General features: G+C 51.9%; 22 protein-coding genes and 1 pseudogene. All 23 read right to left on the reverse strand.

The annotated features are described in order from the left end of the window. Positions 1–40: 40 nt before the first annotated feature. The 23 genes and pseudogenes from C1949_RS05825 to C1949_RS05935 all read right to left on the reverse strand — a co-directional run bounded on the left by C1949_RS05825 (position 41) and on the right by C1949_RS05935 (position 15,654). On the reverse strand, positions 41–661 hold the full coding sequence (locus C1949_RS05825) for a hypothetical protein (RefSeq protein ID WP_104737541.1): 621 nt from the start codon (positions 659–661) through the stop codon (positions 41–43). Positions 662–714: 53 nt separating this feature from the next. Next, on the reverse strand, positions 715–1,263 hold the full coding sequence (locus C1949_RS05830) for a GNAT family N-acetyltransferase (RefSeq protein WP_211287087.1): 549 nt from the start codon (positions 1,261–1,263) through the stop codon (positions 715–717). Between the two features lie 55 nt (positions 1,264–1,318). After that, positions 1,319–1,810, reverse strand: a complete 492-nt coding sequence (locus C1949_RS05835) for an NUDIX hydrolase (protein WP_229744358.1) — start codon at positions 1,808–1,810, stop codon at positions 1,319–1,321. Positions 1,811–1,906: 96 nt separating this feature from the next. Further along, positions 1,907–2,059 carry an Lcl C-terminal domain-containing protein gene (locus C1949_RS05840; protein ID WP_170063010.1) on the reverse strand — a complete coding sequence of 51 codons (153 nt, stop codon included), beginning with the start codon at positions 2,057–2,059 and terminating at the stop codon, positions 1,907–1,909. Next, a complete protein-coding gene (locus C1949_RS05845; RefSeq protein ID WP_104737543.1) occupies positions 2,056–2,412 on the reverse strand; it encodes an Lcl domain-containing protein in 357 nt (118 codons plus the stop codon). The genes C1949_RS05840 and C1949_RS05845 overlap by 4 nt, the downstream gene beginning before the upstream one ends. 533 nt (positions 2,413–2,945) lie before the next feature. After that, positions 2,946–3,347 (reverse strand): GFA family protein, encoded by a 402-nt coding sequence (locus C1949_RS05850; RefSeq protein WP_104737544.1) that lies wholly within the window; start codon positions 3,345–3,347, stop codon positions 2,946–2,948. Positions 3,348–3,404: 57 nt separating this feature from the next. Further along, on the reverse strand, positions 3,405–4,178 hold the full coding sequence (locus C1949_RS05855; RefSeq protein WP_104737545.1) for a class I SAM-dependent methyltransferase: 774 nt from the start codon (positions 4,176–4,178) through the stop codon (positions 3,405–3,407). 125 nt (positions 4,179–4,303) lie between these two features. Beyond that, positions 4,304–4,657, reverse strand: coding sequence for an Mpo1-like protein (locus tag C1949_RS05860; RefSeq protein WP_104737546.1), 354 nt, complete (start codon positions 4,655–4,657; stop codon positions 4,304–4,306). A gap of 50 nt (positions 4,658–4,707) precedes the next feature. Further along, a pseudogene (fos, locus tag C1949_RS05865) lies at positions 4,708–5,111 on the reverse strand (fosfomycin resistance glutathione transferase). A 117-nt stretch (positions 5,112–5,228) separates the two neighbouring features. Next, positions 5,229–6,035 (reverse strand): glucose 1-dehydrogenase, encoded by an 807-nt coding sequence (locus tag C1949_RS05870; protein WP_104737547.1) that lies wholly within the window; start codon positions 6,033–6,035, stop codon positions 5,229–5,231. A gap of 48 nt (positions 6,036–6,083) precedes the next feature. Further along, on the reverse strand, positions 6,084–6,932 hold the full coding sequence (locus tag C1949_RS05875; protein ID WP_104737548.1) for an alpha/beta fold hydrolase: 849 nt from the start codon (positions 6,930–6,932) through the stop codon (positions 6,084–6,086). A 5-nt stretch (positions 6,933–6,937) separates the two neighbouring features. Beyond that, positions 6,938–7,366, reverse strand: a complete 429-nt coding sequence (locus C1949_RS05880; RefSeq protein ID WP_104737549.1) for a MarR family winged helix-turn-helix transcriptional regulator — start codon at positions 7,364–7,366, stop codon at positions 6,938–6,940. A gap of 356 nt (positions 7,367–7,722) precedes the next feature. Then, entirely contained in the window at positions 7,723–8,298 is a 576-nt protein-coding gene (locus tag C1949_RS05885) for a DUF1444 family protein (RefSeq protein WP_104737550.1), read from the reverse strand. 446 nt (positions 8,299–8,744) lie between these two features. Then, the gene (locus tag C1949_RS05890) at positions 8,745–9,821 is read right to left on the reverse strand and encodes an extracellular solute-binding protein (RefSeq protein WP_104737551.1); all 1,077 of its coding nucleotides are present in this window, start codon (positions 9,819–9,821) and stop codon (positions 8,745–8,747) included. A 473-nt stretch (positions 9,822–10,294) separates the two neighbouring features. After that, positions 10,295–10,618, reverse strand: coding sequence for a hypothetical protein (locus C1949_RS05895; RefSeq protein ID WP_104737552.1), 324 nt, complete (start codon positions 10,616–10,618; stop codon positions 10,295–10,297). A 546-nt stretch (positions 10,619–11,164) separates the two neighbouring features. Next, entirely contained in the window at positions 11,165–11,485 is a 321-nt protein-coding gene (locus C1949_RS19525) for a hypothetical protein (RefSeq protein ID WP_211287089.1), read from the reverse strand. Between the two features lie 77 nt (positions 11,486–11,562). Next, positions 11,563–12,021: a type II toxin-antitoxin system RatA family toxin gene (locus C1949_RS05905; protein ID WP_104737553.1), complete on the reverse strand. Its 459-nt coding sequence runs from the start codon at positions 12,019–12,021 to the stop codon at positions 11,563–11,565. Between the two features lie 94 nt (positions 12,022–12,115). Then, entirely contained in the window at positions 12,116–12,619 is a 504-nt protein-coding gene (locus C1949_RS05910; protein ID WP_104737554.1) for a GNAT family N-acetyltransferase, read from the reverse strand. A gap of 3 nt (positions 12,620–12,622) precedes the next feature. Then, complete coding sequence (locus tag C1949_RS05915; protein ID WP_104737555.1) at positions 12,623–12,958, reverse strand: carboxymuconolactone decarboxylase family protein; 336 nt, start codon at positions 12,956–12,958, stop codon at positions 12,623–12,625. A gap of 86 nt (positions 12,959–13,044) precedes the next feature. After that, positions 13,045–13,374: a hypothetical protein gene (locus C1949_RS05920; RefSeq protein WP_104737556.1), complete on the reverse strand. Its 330-nt coding sequence runs from the start codon at positions 13,372–13,374 to the stop codon at positions 13,045–13,047. Between the two features lie 85 nt (positions 13,375–13,459). Next, positions 13,460–14,173: an NINE protein gene (locus C1949_RS05925; protein WP_104737557.1), complete on the reverse strand. Its 714-nt coding sequence runs from the start codon at positions 14,171–14,173 to the stop codon at positions 13,460–13,462. Between the two features lie 85 nt (positions 14,174–14,258). After that, a complete protein-coding gene (locus C1949_RS05930; protein ID WP_104737558.1) occupies positions 14,259–14,723 on the reverse strand; it encodes a DUF4190 domain-containing protein in 465 nt (154 codons plus the stop codon). 169 nt (positions 14,724–14,892) lie between these two features. Next, complete coding sequence (locus C1949_RS05935) at positions 14,893–15,654, reverse strand: SDR family oxidoreductase (protein ID WP_104737559.1); 762 nt, start codon at positions 15,652–15,654, stop codon at positions 14,893–14,895. Positions 15,655–15,680 lie beyond the last annotated feature (26 nt).

The following is a 15,680-nucleotide window of genomic DNA, read 5'->3' on the forward strand; positions in this document are numbered from 1 at the left end:
TATCTGACATCCGCGCTGTAACCAGACTGGCTGCAGCCTGTTACTTGACGCGATTGACGACAGATTGATTGTCACACGGCTCAAGATACTCAGAAGAGAGCTCGATGCCTTGATCTGGCCGATAAGTCCATTGCCGCACCCAATCCGGCCCTGCATCAGAAAAGCCACCACGCGATGGAAGCTCAACTTCAGTACCGTTGAACTCACCGCTAGTCAATCTGGTCTTCAGGATAAGAACCCGTCCGGTTTCGCCACGCGGGTACTCATAGACACCGGTAATTTCTAATGTTGTACCGACGTTAACCGGGGCAATAATACTTCGTTGCTTTTCAAATAAGAGCTTTTTAAATAACGTTTCGTCCCATGTGTTTTTTGCATCAAGGTACGCCGCCCACGACTTGGGATACTCATAATGATAGGTGTGGTTGTCAACCTCGTAGGGCGCCGGATCAAACCCCTGGATGCCAGTACAAAACGTGCTGTCTCCAAAACCACTCGCGTCCAAATCTGCGCATCGAGCCTCATACAGAAAGGCGGGCTTTACTGTGACATAACAGGTTGCCAGCGTCTCAGCATTACGCACCTCATTGCTGCGGTCGACAATGCCGTATGCACAACCACCCAGCAGCAACGCAACAGAAAATAGAGCTATTTCTTTCATAACCTTGCCATTTGATATCTGAAAAAATGTGTTAACACTCAACCCAATATTCTTTACAGCAGCCTTTCCATTGAAAAATTTACCAGTGATATCTCATTTCGCTTAACTTCATTTTCCTTGATCACCGAAAACCCACGGCGCTCGAAGAAAGGCTTGGCAATGAGCGAAGCTTCAACGTATAAGCGTTCCATATTGTTAGCCTTTGCACGCGCAAGCAGATGCTCATACAGCGCGGAGGCAACACCTCGCCCCTGAAAATCCGGATGAGTATAGGTACAGTCGATATGACCATCAGCATCCAATTCGATAAAGCCAGCAACGCGACCTTCAATTAGCGCGAAAAAGGGCTTTTTTATATTCAGCCGCTCAAGCCACATTTCATAGTCAACAGGCGCAGGAGCCCAGGCCGCTTTTTGCGCAGACGAATACAACGACGAGTCAATCGCATGAACAGACTGGTAAAATAAGTCCGCTATATCCCTTGCCTTATCTGAGGAATAATCTTTTATTTGTATAACATTACGCTCGCCACGATAAGCAGAGCCTGGCGTCTTTGCGCCCGGTGCAGAACTCAGTACGTCACCGGGCGTCTTGTGACACATCTATCGCCTCTCCAGAAAAAAGCAGCCAACCCAAGTAGACATACACAGAAGGTTGTTACGCACTACCCCTGCTTGCTAAAACGGTTTCCAGCAATTCAGTCAATATAAGCGGCTTGAAAAGCGCCCTATTTCTGCGCATATCTTCAAGGGACCACCAGGCCCATCGTTGTATGGTGGCCTTCTCTTCTTCGGTCCACGAGGCCGCGAAAACCTCATTATCCGACTCGCACTGAACAAGAAAATACTGCTCTTGCCATATAGCGGGAACCGACAATGCCACAGCAAAAACATCCTCACGCTCCAGTACCAATTCCCCTATCGCGCACTCAAGCCCCGTTTCCTCGTAAAGCTCTCTCTTGGCTGCGTCCAGGTACGTTTCGCCCTCTTTGAGCTCTCCACCTGCAGTCGCCCAGAAAGGCTCTGCGCAATGCTCATCTTTGTATTCAAATAAAAGCAACTGATCCAGTTCATTTACGATCAGTAATCGTGCGCACTTCCTGACGTCCATCACGCTCTCCATCTCACAGCGCCTATTGGCGATCGCCATCACCACACCGGCTCTCCGTAACCCATCCTTGCCTTTGTCTACTATATACACAGGCCTGCCCAACGGCCGATAGACCTGCGTCAGATCCAAAACCCGTCATTCACTACGTACCAGACGCACAGCCAGTGCAAACCCTTCACTGTGCGCATCTACCGCACCATCAAGAAAATCGATGAAGTAAATGAGTTGGGGCATTTCCTCAAAGTGGGTTTCACTCCAGTAGGGTGCCCCCTCTCCGAAATCGGTCACCGCTGGAAACACGGTGGAGTTGATCGCAGGATTGGCACATTGCGGTTCGAGATGCTATGAAGCTCAGCAATCGTTGGAAGTCTCCAGCCGCCGCCCATCTCCTGCGCAAACTGTTTCGCTTCATCCAATCGCATGAGCTTCGCGTCACCGGTACAGCCAGCATCACTCGACCAGGTGCTACCTGCAGTGCAGCGGCTCCACGTTAATCCGGTCTGCTGGTCATAGGCTTCGCCGCCATTGAGGACAAACCGCGACGATGGCCTACGATCACTGTCAGTTTCGTCACAGGCAGCCAACGCCGCACCTGAGGCCAGCCATAACGCAAGTATTGAAAATGTTTTAACGCTTTTCATGATTGAGTACCTGATATCTAGCGGAAAGGCATCCGTACACGCAGGTCGCGGATGCCAACACGAAGGAGCAGAGCGATAGGCCGCAGAGCATTTCGCATCGAACGATCTCGGCCAAGGGCAAAATATGAATGAGCAAAAAAGCCTGAGTGATCCGACTTCCCTTGTATCTGGTGAGGTCAGACTACAACGTCTCGGCAATTGAGGTCGTTACAAGAAACACCCGTCCTAGAGCGGCTCATTACACCTAATCATACCGGTTGGCGGCAGTCATATCAGCGCCTGCGTCTAATCGATTTAGCTAATCATGGAGATCCAATTGCCTTTCGCTGGATGCCCGCTGGCCTTATCGCGTACCAGCAGCAACTGAGCCTAGGTCAGTGGGCGCATTAGATGATGCGCTTGCTACCGCCCAACGCGGCGACCAGTCCGGTGCCGCACTGAGTTAGCGACAAAGGCCACCAAGCCACTCTGCCGCCGAGCGTCCGGCAGGATCGACATACAGCCCCACCAATTGCCTGTCCCAGGATCGTGGTTCAGCCTGGTAACCGCGCAAAGGCTGGCACCGCTTCTAAAGCGTCATCCCACTCTGCCTTACTGGAACAAAAGATATGCGCCGTCGGCAGCATAGTAATCTCCGTGTCCAAACACCCGGCAGGAACAACGAGCAGCCCTGCAATCTGAGTGTTTGGCAATGCTGAACCACACAACGAGCAAAAACTCTTGTGATGCTGAGTACCAGCAAGGGTAAAGGACACGACAGCATCTGCACCAGACAGCCAAGATAAGCTAGCGGATGTTGAAAATAGATTGGCTGCGTGGGCCGACCCGGTATCTTTTTGACAATGCTGGCAATGACACAGATAAAAGCTTTCAAACGCGCCGGTCATCTCAAACGTCACCGCGCCACACAGACAAGAACCTAAATAATCAGCCATGCCCCGCCTCCTTGTTTGGCCTGCAGATAAGATACCCATGCCGAAAAACCAACATAATCAAGCAGTTTTCCGCGCTTTAATCGCATATAACAATGGGACCTGATTACCCTTATGCAACATCTGGCACCCCTGGCCCGGAACAAAATCCAGCCCCTCAAAGCAGTTATAGGGGCTATATGGATATTCGGTAAAGGACTCAACACTCAAGCCCGCATCGATTAGAGCACTTAGAACATCACTGATTGAATGAGACCAGGTCACCGTTGTAGACGTCGCTCCATCACAGTTTTCTGTGTATGTGCCCTCTTCTTCGATATCGGGCTCGCCTGTCGAGAAATACGAGTACCCAGACAGCAACTCATTAAATGGGTGGAACTCAACAAGATGAAACTCACCACCGTGTTTCAACGCAGCAGAAATGGTCGCCGCCCACCCGGCCAGATCCGGCAACCATGACAGCACACCATATGACGTAAACACGATGTCAAACTGCTGCCTATTTTCCGCACCAAATCGCACAACATCACCTTCAATAAAGGTGGCGCGCAGGCCTAACGATTGTTTCAGCAAATTTGCTTCGGCTATCGCATCAGCCGACAAATCAACACCAGTAACATCAGCACCCAGCCGAGCCCAGGACAAGGTATCCTGACCAAAGTGGCACTGCAGATGCAACAGCGTTTTGCCCTCAACATCCCCTACTTGCTCCAGCTCTACGGGATTGAGCGAACACTTGCCTTTTTTAAAAGCGTCGACATCATAAAACGCCGATTTAACATGAACTTTCGTGCGTTTATCCCACGCACTTTTGTTCAAACTCAAATAGTCCATTTTTCACCTAATAGACACTGCACACATAACTACAGAATCGAAAAATTGACACAACATAACAGCCAACCTTCCCAAACTCACAAAAACCAATCCGATTTATCTAGCCATCCAAATCAAGCGCACCGCTAGGCACTCGACTTAACAAACGCCTTATACCACTCACCGGTAAGAACAAATTTCGGGAAGGTATATAATTGCTCAAAAATTATCCGCAAAACTGCATTTTTGAAACCGGAGAATGGCACCGCAGAATACTGCTCCTTGCCATGGCCCACACCTTGCAAAGCAAATGACACAACCATCAATAGCAGTGCCGACAGCATTAGTGGCCATTTTAAAAAAACCAGCGAGACCAAGAACAGAATGAAGCCAATCACAAACAAAGGAACAAATATAATATGAATCAATAAATTGCTCCTTGATTGGTGAAATTTTGAATACCCATCCCACTGCCATTTAAGTAATTCATCAATTCGCATATTTCCTCCCTGATTAGCTCATACCCTGTTGTCGGGTAGACTTGCACACCTCAGAACCAGACCAACCCGTTGTAAGGCACGCTCTGCAGCTCAGCCAAACGCGTCGCCAGTGTGCCGCAATGCAGTTCGAGGCGATGGCCGTTCGGGTCGAGTACATAGATAGACTCACCCTCGCTGGCATTCTCCTTCCACTCCACTCCACGACACCGGCCTGCTTCAGTGCTGTGCGCAACCTTCGGAGTTCTTCCCCGTTAACGCTGAAGGCAACATGCGTGTAGTCCTTCGCCGGATGAGGTTGACCTAAGCTCAAACATAGCCACGTATCGCCAGCCGTTAGGTAAGCGCCTGCGTCCCAGACAACATGCAGCTTCATCCCCAATAGGTCACGGTAGAACGCGATCGACGATTGCAGATCCCGAACCGCGAAGGTGATGTGATTGACGCCGGTAATCATGCGCAAAACCTTGAGAAAGCACATTGCCCTCAACTGAATTCATAACACTAGGATAAAAGCCGCGAATTGCTATCCCCGGCGTCGTGCCGCAGGCCTGTAATAGACCGAAACGAGTTGTCAGACATCATCACTGGGCGGAGAAGCAGAGCTGCCTGCCAGTATTCCACCATCGATATTCATTTCAATCCCAGTGACATATTTTGCTTCGTCCGATGCCAGGTATAGCGCCGCATAGGCAACATCCTTTGGCTCTCCCATGGTGCCGAGAGGGATCTCAGAAGCGATAACCTCTATTGCCCGCTCTCGCTGCTCACCTTCGCCCAACATAGCATCCCATATTGGCGTATAAATGGCGCCGGGGTGGATAGAGTTACACCGGATAGGGTAGTGCTTTTCAGCACAATAAAGCGCAACAGATTTTGTGTGGTTACGGACAGCGGCCTTGCTCGATGCATAGGCCGTCGCAAAGGGGATGCCGATTATCCCTGACCTTGAAGAGATATTAACAATGCTTGCAGATAACGAGGCCTTCATAAGCCGAATGCCGTATTTGCAGCCAAGTGCTACACCGTCCAAATTGACCTGATGGACTGCGTGCCAGCTATCAATATCCAAGTTTTCCGGGTCGTGTGGACCAGACGTTTCCAGGATTCCGGCGATGCCCGCATTATTCACCAAGACGTCCAGACCGCCATACTCGGCGCTGATCTGTCGACTTGCTTCAATCCAGTCATCTTCCTTGCTTACATCAAGATGGATATATCTGGCACATTCTCCGAGCTTGGCGGCGACTTTCTGGCCCAGTTCATCCTGGATGTCTGAAACAATAACCATCGCACCTTCTGCTGCAAAAAGCTCAGCGATCGACTCACCGATCCCTCTGGCAGCCCCGGTTACCAATACTCTTTTTCCTTTAAGTCGCATTACGCTAGCTCCTTGCCGCCACGTACCGATTAATTTATAGAAACGGGATCAAACGCCTGCTTTGTCCAACAAGAATTTCGCAACAGCTCGATTGAAAACCGCGGGTTGATCCATCATAGGCAAGTGCCCGGCATCTTTAATGCTATACAGCTCAGCATCAGGCATTATCGCGACGGCTTTGGCAGCAAACTCAATGGGGAATAATCGGTCATTTTCGCCCCAGATCATTAAAGTCTTGTTTTGTATTTTGCGTAGTGCTTCTTCTGTAAGGGCCGAGACCGCTGCACCTCGCCCTTGGGAAAAAGCCTTTTTGCCGCCCGCAGCCTTGAGCACCTCAACCGAATAGCGTCCGTGATTCGGATCACGGTTATCGGGGTTAAACAGGATATAACGGGAATAAAAGCGATTTGCCCATGACGATGGCAAGGTATTCAGCCACAGCATGCCGACAATAGACATCAAGGGCGACTTTGCCCCTAGCCCACCAGAATCGATGAGAACAAGCTTGTCCACCATTTCCGGGTTGTCGAGGGTAAATTGCAGGGCAATGGCGCCACCTTGAGATAACCCGACGATATGAGCCCTAGTGATGCCAAGGGCATCCAGAAACTGCTTCAACCAACTAGCGAAGTAGGCTCTGTCATAGCTCGCATCGGGCTTGTCAGACTCCCCGTAACCTACAATGTCCGGTGTAACAACACGAAAATGTTGTGCCAGTGGGCCAATGGATGGATACCAGGTAACAGCCCCTGCCCCACCGCCGTGCAGGCAGATAACCGGAAATCCAGCACCAGCAGATAAATAGGCAGTGTTCACCGAGCCGGCCATCACGTTTGCCTGAGTAACTGAAGCACCAATACGGTCGATCAGAGCTTGCCTGTAATCCAGCTTGCGCATGTTTATCAAGACCCTTTCGATACCGTACTCAGCAGTTCAATAAACGCATCTATCTGTTTATCGTCCAACGGCTCAAACAGAGCGACTGAGGCTTGCTCAAATGAAACCTGGGCATCTTCGTAGACTTGCTTTCCCGCAGCTGATAACCGCACCAAGCTGACCCTCGCATCGCGGGGGCTTTCTTCTTTTTTAACCAGGCCTATTTTTTCCATAGGGTTAATCAGGCGGGTTATACCCGACGGACTCAAACCGACCTCTTCCGCAAGGTCGCTACGGCGCATCGTCTGCGTTGGTGCCACATACAGTTGATTCAGTACGAGGTACTCGGTGACACCAATACCATGCACGGAGAGCGCACGGCCCACCCTCTTCTGGATATTGCTGTTGAGGCCAATGACACTGCTCACCAGACGGCTTTCTTTTTTATCGGACACAGCAAATTCCTTGCAAAATGCTTGAGCACGCAAATTTAACGCCTATATAATTGATCAGTCAAGTACTTAGCAATAAAAAACAAACAGGAACGCATTTGCCCCCCCCCCCAGGCGCCTGCTACCTCAGCGGCTGGTTGGCTGCCCCTGCGACCGACGTATCAGGTAGAAGAGCATGACAGGCGGATGCACTCAGACGTGCCGAGATAGTCGCCTACGAGCCGTTCGGCGAAAAAACGAGAGAACAACATGCGCCGAGATACCAGAAGCTCACTACAGGATCAGAAACCTCCGGTACCTATTTAGCCAGGGCGCTGCATAGAGCCCAACTGCAAGGCACCGTCAAGTTGAGCGGACTGTCAGGCTGCAACCACACTCCAGCCAGCCGGAGATGGGCGATAGAGCAACCGGGACAATGCATGAGTATCTTCAAAATTCATTTGCCCAATCACCTCAGTGAGCGCCGTAATACCTTTGGAGTCCGCCGGTGCGTATAGAACGATATCTCGATGTGGGAAGGCAACTGCAACCGGACAGCCCATCTCCTTTTCGATTTGCTGCCACAGCGCTGGATAAAGAATGGTGCATGCAGCCATGTTCTCAGGAGCAGCCAGCTCATGGATGGTGCCGTCCGTCCCGACGTGAATCTTGCGCATAGCCGCAAGCCCATTTGTCTCAGCCAGTCGGCGTAAATCAGCTTGCGCCAGATTATGGTCTCTCAGATTGGCGGGGGTTACCGATATGTAACTCGGGCCAATATCAATGGCATAGGACAGATACAAGTCCCCAACAAGCGCCTCAGTCACCGGTCGAGATTCATCGGTCATACCAGGAATACTGTCAATGGCAACAAGGAAGTTCTTGTGCTTAATTCGAGGAACTACCACTGGTGTTGGGTCGACGGGCTTTGGCTTCTTCTTGAAGAACGAAAACATGGATTGGTCTCTTAACGCTGTGTTAATGGCGCTCGCAAATTTCGCACGCCACGGAAGTATGCGCTGATACGGCATTCACCAGACGTACAAATAGCACGAAGGCTGACGTTATCTATATGCCAATGGAAGATGAATGATATTGATGTCATCCCTTGGCTGTCGCGACACAGCGGCATGCCATGAGCAAAAAGTAACGTCGCCTGCTGCTTTGGTAAAGGACAGAAACCACTCATGATTAGCTGAGAGGTTGCAGCGCAACCGCCCCGCCCCGCTGGTTGCGCCATCTAGCAGGGCCTGCCCCAAAAGACCTTTAGCGCCCATCTCGTCGATGCGCCGGTATGCAACAGGCTCCTGAGCTAAAGCCGATGGTCAACCCGGCGGATAAACTGGCGATATTAAGAAACGCTGGCGCGTGTTGCCATAGTTGCCAGCGTGGGATGCCACTCTCAGGCTTCAGGCTCTGCCGTCTCCGACACCTCAAGGAAACGCTGCCAAGCCTGCTCAACGGCGGACTGCTGTTCTTCAGTCAGCGATTCAAGCAAGTAACTCCGGCGACGTTGTTCAACGGTCATAACCTGATATGGGTTGGCTGCTTCGAACGCCTGCATCTCCGGAGAATCGCCAGATATTGGCGGATAGAAGTTAGACGCGCTTGCATTGAGAATGGCGTTTTCCGGCTCCATCAAAAAGTCGATGAATTGGTAGGCAAGGTCTGGGCGTGAGGCGTTGCTGGGGATCGCCAGAGTATCAATGAAAATGCTTGAACCGGCCTCCGGAATCCAGAACTGCACATCCGGGTTCTCCTCCATCGCAAACAGAGCGTTGCCCCCCCAGGTCAGCGCGACACAAATTTCATTCTTAGCCAGTGCCTCAACGTGTTCCCAGTTATTAATCTCACTCATGTCTTTGCGCAGATAGTCAATCGACTCAAAGGCATGAGCAATTCTTCGGCCGGTGCTGCCTGATAGACGCCGTCCATGGAAGTTGAGGAGTACCGAGGCAACTTCTTCTGGCGCTGCCAGCATGCCTAGACCACAGGACGCAAGGCGGGAAGCATAGGATTCTGAGAACAAAAGCCCCCAACTGTGCGGCACGCTCTCGCCTAACGCGGCTTCGGCCATGGGCACGTTAACGGCCAGACCGTTGGAGCCCCAAAGGTAGGGTATTGCGTGTTCGCTGGCGCGTGGAATACTGGCGAGGACAGATACCAGCCACAGATCCAGGTTGTCATGGTTTTTCAGTTGACTGCTGTCGATAGGCATCAGGGCCTCGTCCGCGATCAACTGCTTCAGCATGTAATGAGAGGGCACAACGATGTCGTAAGCATCGCCACTACCCATCGCCTCCATGAGCTCCTGCCCCTCTTCAAACGTCTGGTAATCGACCCTAACCCCTGACTGCTGCTCAAATTTTTCCAGCAGCGTCGGCTCAATGTAGTCATTCCAGTTCAGGACGCGAATCACGTCCTCAGCATGCGCCTGACTCACTGCGCACAAGGCGACGATGCAGAGCAGGTACTTCATAGGTAAGTCCTCATTTTTTTACTTGGAAAGACGTAAAGCTCAACGCTGGCTTTTATGGAGCATGTCGACCTGTTTGCAATCGATATTTGGCTTGCGACTGCAAGGGCGTCAATCAACCAAGCCCGTGATATTAGACTCTAGCGCCGACCGCATCAGCTTGCGCGTTTTTTTAGTGTGAAGCAGTACCAAAAATGATACCGGCCAGAAGACTTACTTAACGTCTTCATCCCAAAGAGACTGACTTTCGAGCATCGCCAGCACCCCATTATTCGCATTCACAGTCAGCTTCACTGACAAAGTTCCTGTTATTTCAATCCAGTAATCTTTTGGATGCGGCCAACGGGGCTGCATAATGAATCAACCTGCACCTGTGTATCGAAGCAACGGCCCCAATGCAGGCCATAATCATCGACCTAGTGTAGCGAAACTCGGCGACCCAAAAGGTAACGCTGCTGTCGCGCCAGCGAGTCATTTCATAGAAGACTATAAAAAACATCCAGAGCCAGAAATAAAAAAACCGAAACAATGAATAGTGAAAGGTAATAAATCACCCCAAAAAACTTACCTCTACCTATGGTTCCGAACGCTGAAATTCGCTTGACTTCACTGTCATACCCCCTGCAAACCAGGTTATACATGACCACATAATATAGTGAATACATCGGCACAATAGCAAAGAGAACCATCCGCCCCATGCCCTTCCCATATATTATCGAAACAGCCAGGAGCAAAAAAACACAGCCCATGAATCCATACGCACTTTTTTGTACAATTAAATCTCGCGTTTTGTCGTTCATTTATATCGACCTGTCGCGAGGCTCACCACAAGCGCAGCCCCGCTCAAACGGCCTGTTATATTCAACACCATCGCATTCATAACCTGCCCCCATTACCAACCGATTCAACACCCAAAGCGTTTTTCATTTAATCAAGCAAAGTGACAGACTTGGATATACTCACTACGCCCAAAAAAATACCTTTATTAGAAGGTCTCAGCAACATTATTCCAACAGAGGGCGGCACGCGCACCAGCGTCTCGATACACGCACAAAGAAGCAGACATAAAAATCTGATTTGTGCCAAATTTATTTGCGCTATCGCTTCATGCTCCACCAGAAAATTAGTTTTTCCTAATAATTAAAATACGGGTTACCCCATAATAACTTAGCGAGTCTCACTCCTCGGAACCGGAGAGAATCTCCCGCGCCTTCAACGCCTCAGGACTGAATGTATAGAATATGAAAGCCTTTGCGCAGGGAGCCTGCAATACGGTCAATGTTTGCTCTTGAGGTTGCACGATAGTTGCGCTTGGGCCTCGAAGCGGAGGGCTTTCAGCATGAGGATCACGCAATGCGATCAAAAATGGGGCCTTCTCCCATTTTCTCCGGCTCGCCGAATGTTGAGTTATTCCAAGTAACGGTAATGACATCAGGCGCCTGTCCGAGCAAAACCTCATCCACTAAGACGTTAAAGCGTGCGTAATCGGTCAACCATTTTTTTTGACCTGATATGAGTTCTCGGTATTCCGGGCTCAACTCGGGATTTGCAAGGGTGCGCTCCCTATGCATCCGGGCTTCTTGGTCCAAAATGATTTCATAATTCGTGATCCTGCCAACGACGACAACACTAGCGTACGTAATGTCTTCGAGCTTAAGCTCAGCCATGCTCCGGCATGCACTCGCAGGTTTCGCAACTATTAATATGAAAAAAAACAGCACCGTAGCATATAGTCGGTTTCGCATTACTCCCCTCCCTGCAGACCCTCGCAATACGCCTTGAGGCCTTCCACTCGGGCTTTAACGACCCGCCGGAAATAGCCGCACGCCAACCGTTCCGACAGTTTAGGTAAAGTCCAGGGCTTCATCTGAATGGAATAGCGAAAGGTCACCTGTGTTGTAGCAGGATCCACCTCCTTGAACACCCAACTTCCGGCAAATGTCTTAAGGAAAAGAGGGCCTCTGACCATCACGATTGCGGCACGGTGTGGTGGCGACACCTGCACAAACTCGACTTCCATCCGCAGGCCAGACCGGGCTATCACCAGCGTTCTAACACCAACCGCAACGTCGACAGCACTGCCAAGCAATTCGATTTTTTCAGGGAACGGATCCCATTGATAACGAATAGCGTAATCCTGCGATGCCTCATAAACGCGGGCAACCGGAGCGTGTACGATACGTTCGAGTTCAACGATAGCCATGCAGACAGCAAACCTCCGGGACCACAAGCAATACTATTTTCCGACGTAGGCAGCAGGCGTCTATTTGGCGGTGATTGCCTGGCTAGTAGCGCACCTATAGCGGCGTCGTTTCTTCGCGATAGACCGACAGCCCACGCGCGATGTAGTTGGCCAGCGCGTTGGGGTGATCAAACGTACAGGTATGCACCCAGACACGTTCTGTTGTGTTCCAGTCCCAGGCGGACTGAATGGCATGGCTTAGCAACGGGCCGCCAAAGCCTTTGCCAATACAGGTTCTCACCAACCCGAAGTAGCGGATCTCAGTGGCGTTGTCTGCATGCTTGAACAGCTCATAGTACCCCGCAATACTTCCCCTGTAGTAAGCCACCCAGGTCCGCAGTGAGTTGCTTTCCACGACTTCACGCCACTGCTCATCGCTCCAGTCGTCCAGGTCGCCCCACTGCCACTCAGCGCCAACGAGGTTGTAGAGAAACCTGTTGAACTGATACTGCGGCTCCTCGCACTCAACCACCGTTAATTCAGCGGGTAGCGGAACAGGCTTCTGTGCACTCGGTAAGCGCATTTCCAGGAACGTGGTTTTGTAATGCGTGCTACCCATCTCTCAACCGGCGTGCTCTTCAAACAGTTTCATCGCAAGCAGGCCATGCCCCACCGCAGCCCCCGCACGCAGCGCAGAAGCGATAAATACAGTTTCAGCCAGTTCTTCCTTGGTAGCGCCGGCCTTGACTGCGTTTTCGACGTGAGCATCGATGCAGTAGGAACACTGCGTCGATAGCGCGACGGCGATGGACATCAGCTCGCGATACTTCTCCGGGATGGCACCGTCTTTGCGCTCGGCGCTGGCTTTGAGATTAAGGAAGGCTGTCGCTTCCTTGTTGGCGGCCTGCATTAGTTGCTTGGCATAAGCCTTGTCGCCACGGGATTGGTAGTCGCTCATGGTGTTCCTTCCTTGTTGTTGCTTTCAATCCTGCCGAGGGTACAGCTGCCGCCCTGACCTGCCCGCGCTCACAGTGGCCATGGCCATTAGGCCATTGACATGCCAAGCAACAACAGCATTACGGCACCAACGATGGTGAGCCCGGAGAACACGGTCCCCAGGATCGCGAATATCTTGTTGCGCCCCTTCTGAACCAGGCCGCCAATACCCAGGCCAAAGCCGACCAGCGACATCCCCATGAAAAGGAACAACAGCAGGCCGACAACAATTGCTACCGCGGATTCCTCATCCATTCCGCCGGGCGTGGTGGTCTCCAGCACACCGGCAAAAATGATGAGCAAAAAGATCAGAATCGCCGAAACGATGCTAAGCACAAATGAGGCGATACCAATGCCGGAGTGTTTCAATTCGTCCATAAATTACCTGTCAAATTTCAGCATGAAAGCACTTGGACTCAGCGGCGGAAAAGTCGCACAAGCCACAGCGCAAAGAACAATGATGTCAGCGACACTTGGCCGGCAGATAACGGCTTTCTACCGTGGATTCAGTACAACTCCAGGAGATACCGGAGCCCGAGAACGACGGCACATAGATAAGGGAACCGCTAAGACCAACACCCTTGGCTGGCGTCACAACGATTACCCCGGAATTTACCGCAACGGTGCCCACCGATTCGGAAGTGACAAGATCAGCGACGGGGAGCTGGTTGAGACTGGTCGGCCAGGCATCATGTTGCTGAACGTACTCTTCGACAATCGGCATCAACTGCGTCGCGACACTATGCGAGTCTTGCAGTTTCGTACGATAGGTGTAGTCCTGATAGGCTGGCAAGGCGATGGCAGCAAGTATGCCGATACCGGCGATAACCAGAAAAACAAGCGGCGCAATAATGACCACGCCGCCCTTCTCCGTACCGAGCGAGAGCCCCTGATTGTATTTTGCGTTCCAACTCTTCTGAGGGGTTGCGAGGAACACAATACCCTCTATGAATCCAACCAAAGACGGGATGTAGGTCCAGAAAAACAGCAGGTAAAACACGCCCCACCATTGACCGAGATAGAAGCGATGTATGCCAAACATGCCGGTAAACAACGCCAGTGCGCCTGCAGCTACCCGACTCTTGTAGACAAAATCGCTTTGGATAGCTCCGCAACTACGGCATTGAGGGGTTTTGTCGGCCATTTCCACGCCGCACTCAGAGCAAAACTTGGTCATTCCCTTTCCCTGTCCCTTTGTTGTTATTTATTCCTGATCGGGTGCTGAGCCGTTTGCCGCCCTATCACCCTCGCCGCCTGGCACATCACGACGTAGCGGCGATCATTCCGACAGCGACAAACCACAGCAGCCACAATGCAATACCGATATAACCAAGGATCAGACCGGTGAGCGCCATGCCGTCACCCGACTGGGTCCCGCCGCTGTTCTTGATCTGCGATCTGGCAATGTGTCCGCACACGATTGCGATGAGAGAACCAAAGATAAACAAGCCAACAATACCCGATACCAGGCTGATGATCGCCAGCGAAGACGTCGTGGCAACTTGAGGTTGCTGAGCAGCCTGGGGAGTAGCTTGCGGCGTGACACTGGCAACACCGTAAACGTCGGTGGCCTCGTTGCCGACCGGGACGAAATCTACCGATGCACCAGCCACCGGCGCAGTTGCGCTCTTCCACTGCGGCCGCGTAAAGGTATAGCGATTGCCCGCCTCACAACTGATGACACCGCCCCCGCTGATGGAATTGAAATCCAGTACAGTCCCTTTCATATTCTTTACACCTTTCCCATTAGAGCCATTTCAAATACTACAACGACGTCACGAACGCCAGAGCATCATGGGCTCTGCGCGAACGCGGCCACCAATTATATGGAATGTGACGAGCGAGGCATACGACGGCAACAGCCTAAGCTGTTACCGTCAGGCCCGCAGGAAAGGCTCAGATGCAGGTACTACCGCCATCCACCGGCAGCGCAATACCGGTGGTAAAGCCGGAATTTTCGCCGCAGAGATACATCACGGCAGCCGCGATTTCCTCGGCGCGGCCAATGCGACCAACCGGGTGCATGGCAGCAGCAAACTCAGCCTTGCGCGGTTCAATGGCAGCGGCGCGGCGGAACATGTCGGTGTCAATTACCGCGGGGCAGACCGCGTTGACACGAATACCCTGCTTGGCGTATTCAACAGCCACAGAGCGGGTCAGCCCCAGCACTGCGTGCTTGCTGGCAGCGTAGATGCTCATCTTCGGTGCGGCGCCCAGGGCGGCGACAGAGGCGGTGTTGACGATGGAGCCACCACCGTTCTTCAGCATCAGCGGAATCTGGAAGCGCATGCACTGCCAGACGCCCTTGACGTTGACGTCCATGATGCGATCAAAAACGTCCTCATCGCCATCGGCCAGTTTGCCCTGCTCAATCTCGATACCGGCATTATTGAACGCACAGTCGAGCCGGCCGTAATTGGCTTCAATACCGGCAATCAACGCTTTGACCTGCTCAGCATCAGCGACATTGCAAGCGGCGAAGCGCGCATCGCCGCCAGCGTCGCGAATGCCTTGCGCAGTCGCTTCACCTTGTTTGGCATCGATATCGGAGACGATAACCCGTGCGCCTGCAGCGGCGAAGGCGATAGCGGTAGCCTTGCCGATACCGGCAGCAGCACCTGTGACAAGTACCACTTTGCCGGAAAATTCCATGCTCATACGTTAACTCCTGACTCTACAAGAGC

Source organism: Halopseudomonas oceani, from assembly GCF_002903165.1.
GTDB lineage: Bacteria > Pseudomonadota > Gammaproteobacteria > Pseudomonadales > Pseudomonadaceae > Halopseudomonas > Halopseudomonas oceani.

Bases quoted from the DNA above. Each gene is read 5' to 3' on its own strand.
- C1949_RS05825 (WP_104737541.1), bottom strand. From the start codon at position 661: ATGAAAGAAATAGCTCTATTTTCTGTTGCGTTGCTGCTGGGTGGTTGT.
- C1949_RS05830 (WP_211287087.1), bottom strand. From the start codon at position 1,263: ATGTGTCACAAGACGCCCGGTGACGTACTGAGTTCTGCACCGGGCGCA.
- C1949_RS05835 (WP_229744358.1), bottom strand. From the start codon at position 1,810: ATGGCGATCGCCAATAGGCGCTGTGAGATGGAGAGCGTGATGGACGTC.
- C1949_RS05845 (WP_104737543.1), bottom strand. From the start codon at position 2,412: ATGAAAAGCGTTAAAACATTTTCAATACTTGCGTTATGGCTGGCCTCA.
- C1949_RS05850 (WP_104737544.1), bottom strand. From the start codon at position 3,347: ATGGCTGATTATTTAGGTTCTTGTCTGTGTGGCGCGGTGACGTTTGAG.
- C1949_RS05855 (WP_104737545.1), bottom strand. From the start codon at position 4,178: ATGGACTATTTGAGTTTGAACAAAAGTGCGTGGGATAAACGCACGAAA.
- C1949_RS05860 (WP_104737546.1), bottom strand. From the start codon at position 4,657: ATGCGAATTGATGAATTACTTAAATGGCAGTGGGATGGGTATTCAAAA.
- C1949_RS05870 (WP_104737547.1), bottom strand. From the start codon at position 6,035: ATGCGACTTAAAGGAAAAAGAGTATTGGTAACCGGGGCTGCCAGAGGG.
- C1949_RS05875 (WP_104737548.1), bottom strand. From the start codon at position 6,932: ATGCGCAAGCTGGATTACAGGCAAGCTCTGATCGACCGTATTGGTGCT.
- C1949_RS05885 (WP_104737550.1), bottom strand. From the start codon at position 8,298: ATGTTTTCGTTCTTCAAGAAGAAGCCAAAGCCCGTCGACCCAACACCA.
- C1949_RS05890 (WP_104737551.1), bottom strand. From the start codon at position 9,821: ATGAAGTACCTGCTCTGCATCGTCGCCTTGTGCGCAGTGAGTCAGGCG.
- C1949_RS05895 (WP_104737552.1), bottom strand. From the start codon at position 10,618: ATGAACGACAAAACGCGAGATTTAATTGTACAAAAAAGTGCGTATGGA.
- C1949_RS19525 (WP_211287089.1), bottom strand. From the start codon at position 11,485: ATGGCTGAGCTTAAGCTCGAAGACATTACGTACGCTAGTGTTGTCGTC.
- C1949_RS05905 (WP_104737553.1), bottom strand. From the start codon at position 12,021: ATGGCTATCGTTGAACTCGAACGTATCGTACACGCTCCGGTTGCCCGC.
- C1949_RS05910 (WP_104737554.1), bottom strand. From the start codon at position 12,619: ATGGGTAGCACGCATTACAAAACCACGTTCCTGGAAATGCGCTTACCG.
- C1949_RS05915 (WP_104737555.1), bottom strand. From the start codon at position 12,958: ATGAGCGACTACCAATCCCGTGGCGACAAGGCTTATGCCAAGCAACTA.
- C1949_RS05920 (WP_104737556.1), bottom strand. From the start codon at position 13,374: ATGGACGAATTGAAACACTCCGGCATTGGTATCGCCTCATTTGTGCTT.
- C1949_RS05925 (WP_104737557.1), bottom strand. From the start codon at position 14,173: ATGACCAAGTTTTGCTCTGAGTGCGGCGTGGAAATGGCCGACAAAACC.
- C1949_RS05930 (WP_104737558.1), bottom strand. From the start codon at position 14,723: ATGAAAGGGACTGTACTGGATTTCAATTCCATCAGCGGGGGCGGTGTC.
- C1949_RS05935 (WP_104737559.1), bottom strand. From the start codon at position 15,654: ATGAGCATGGAATTTTCCGGCAAAGTGGTACTTGTCACAGGTGCTGCT.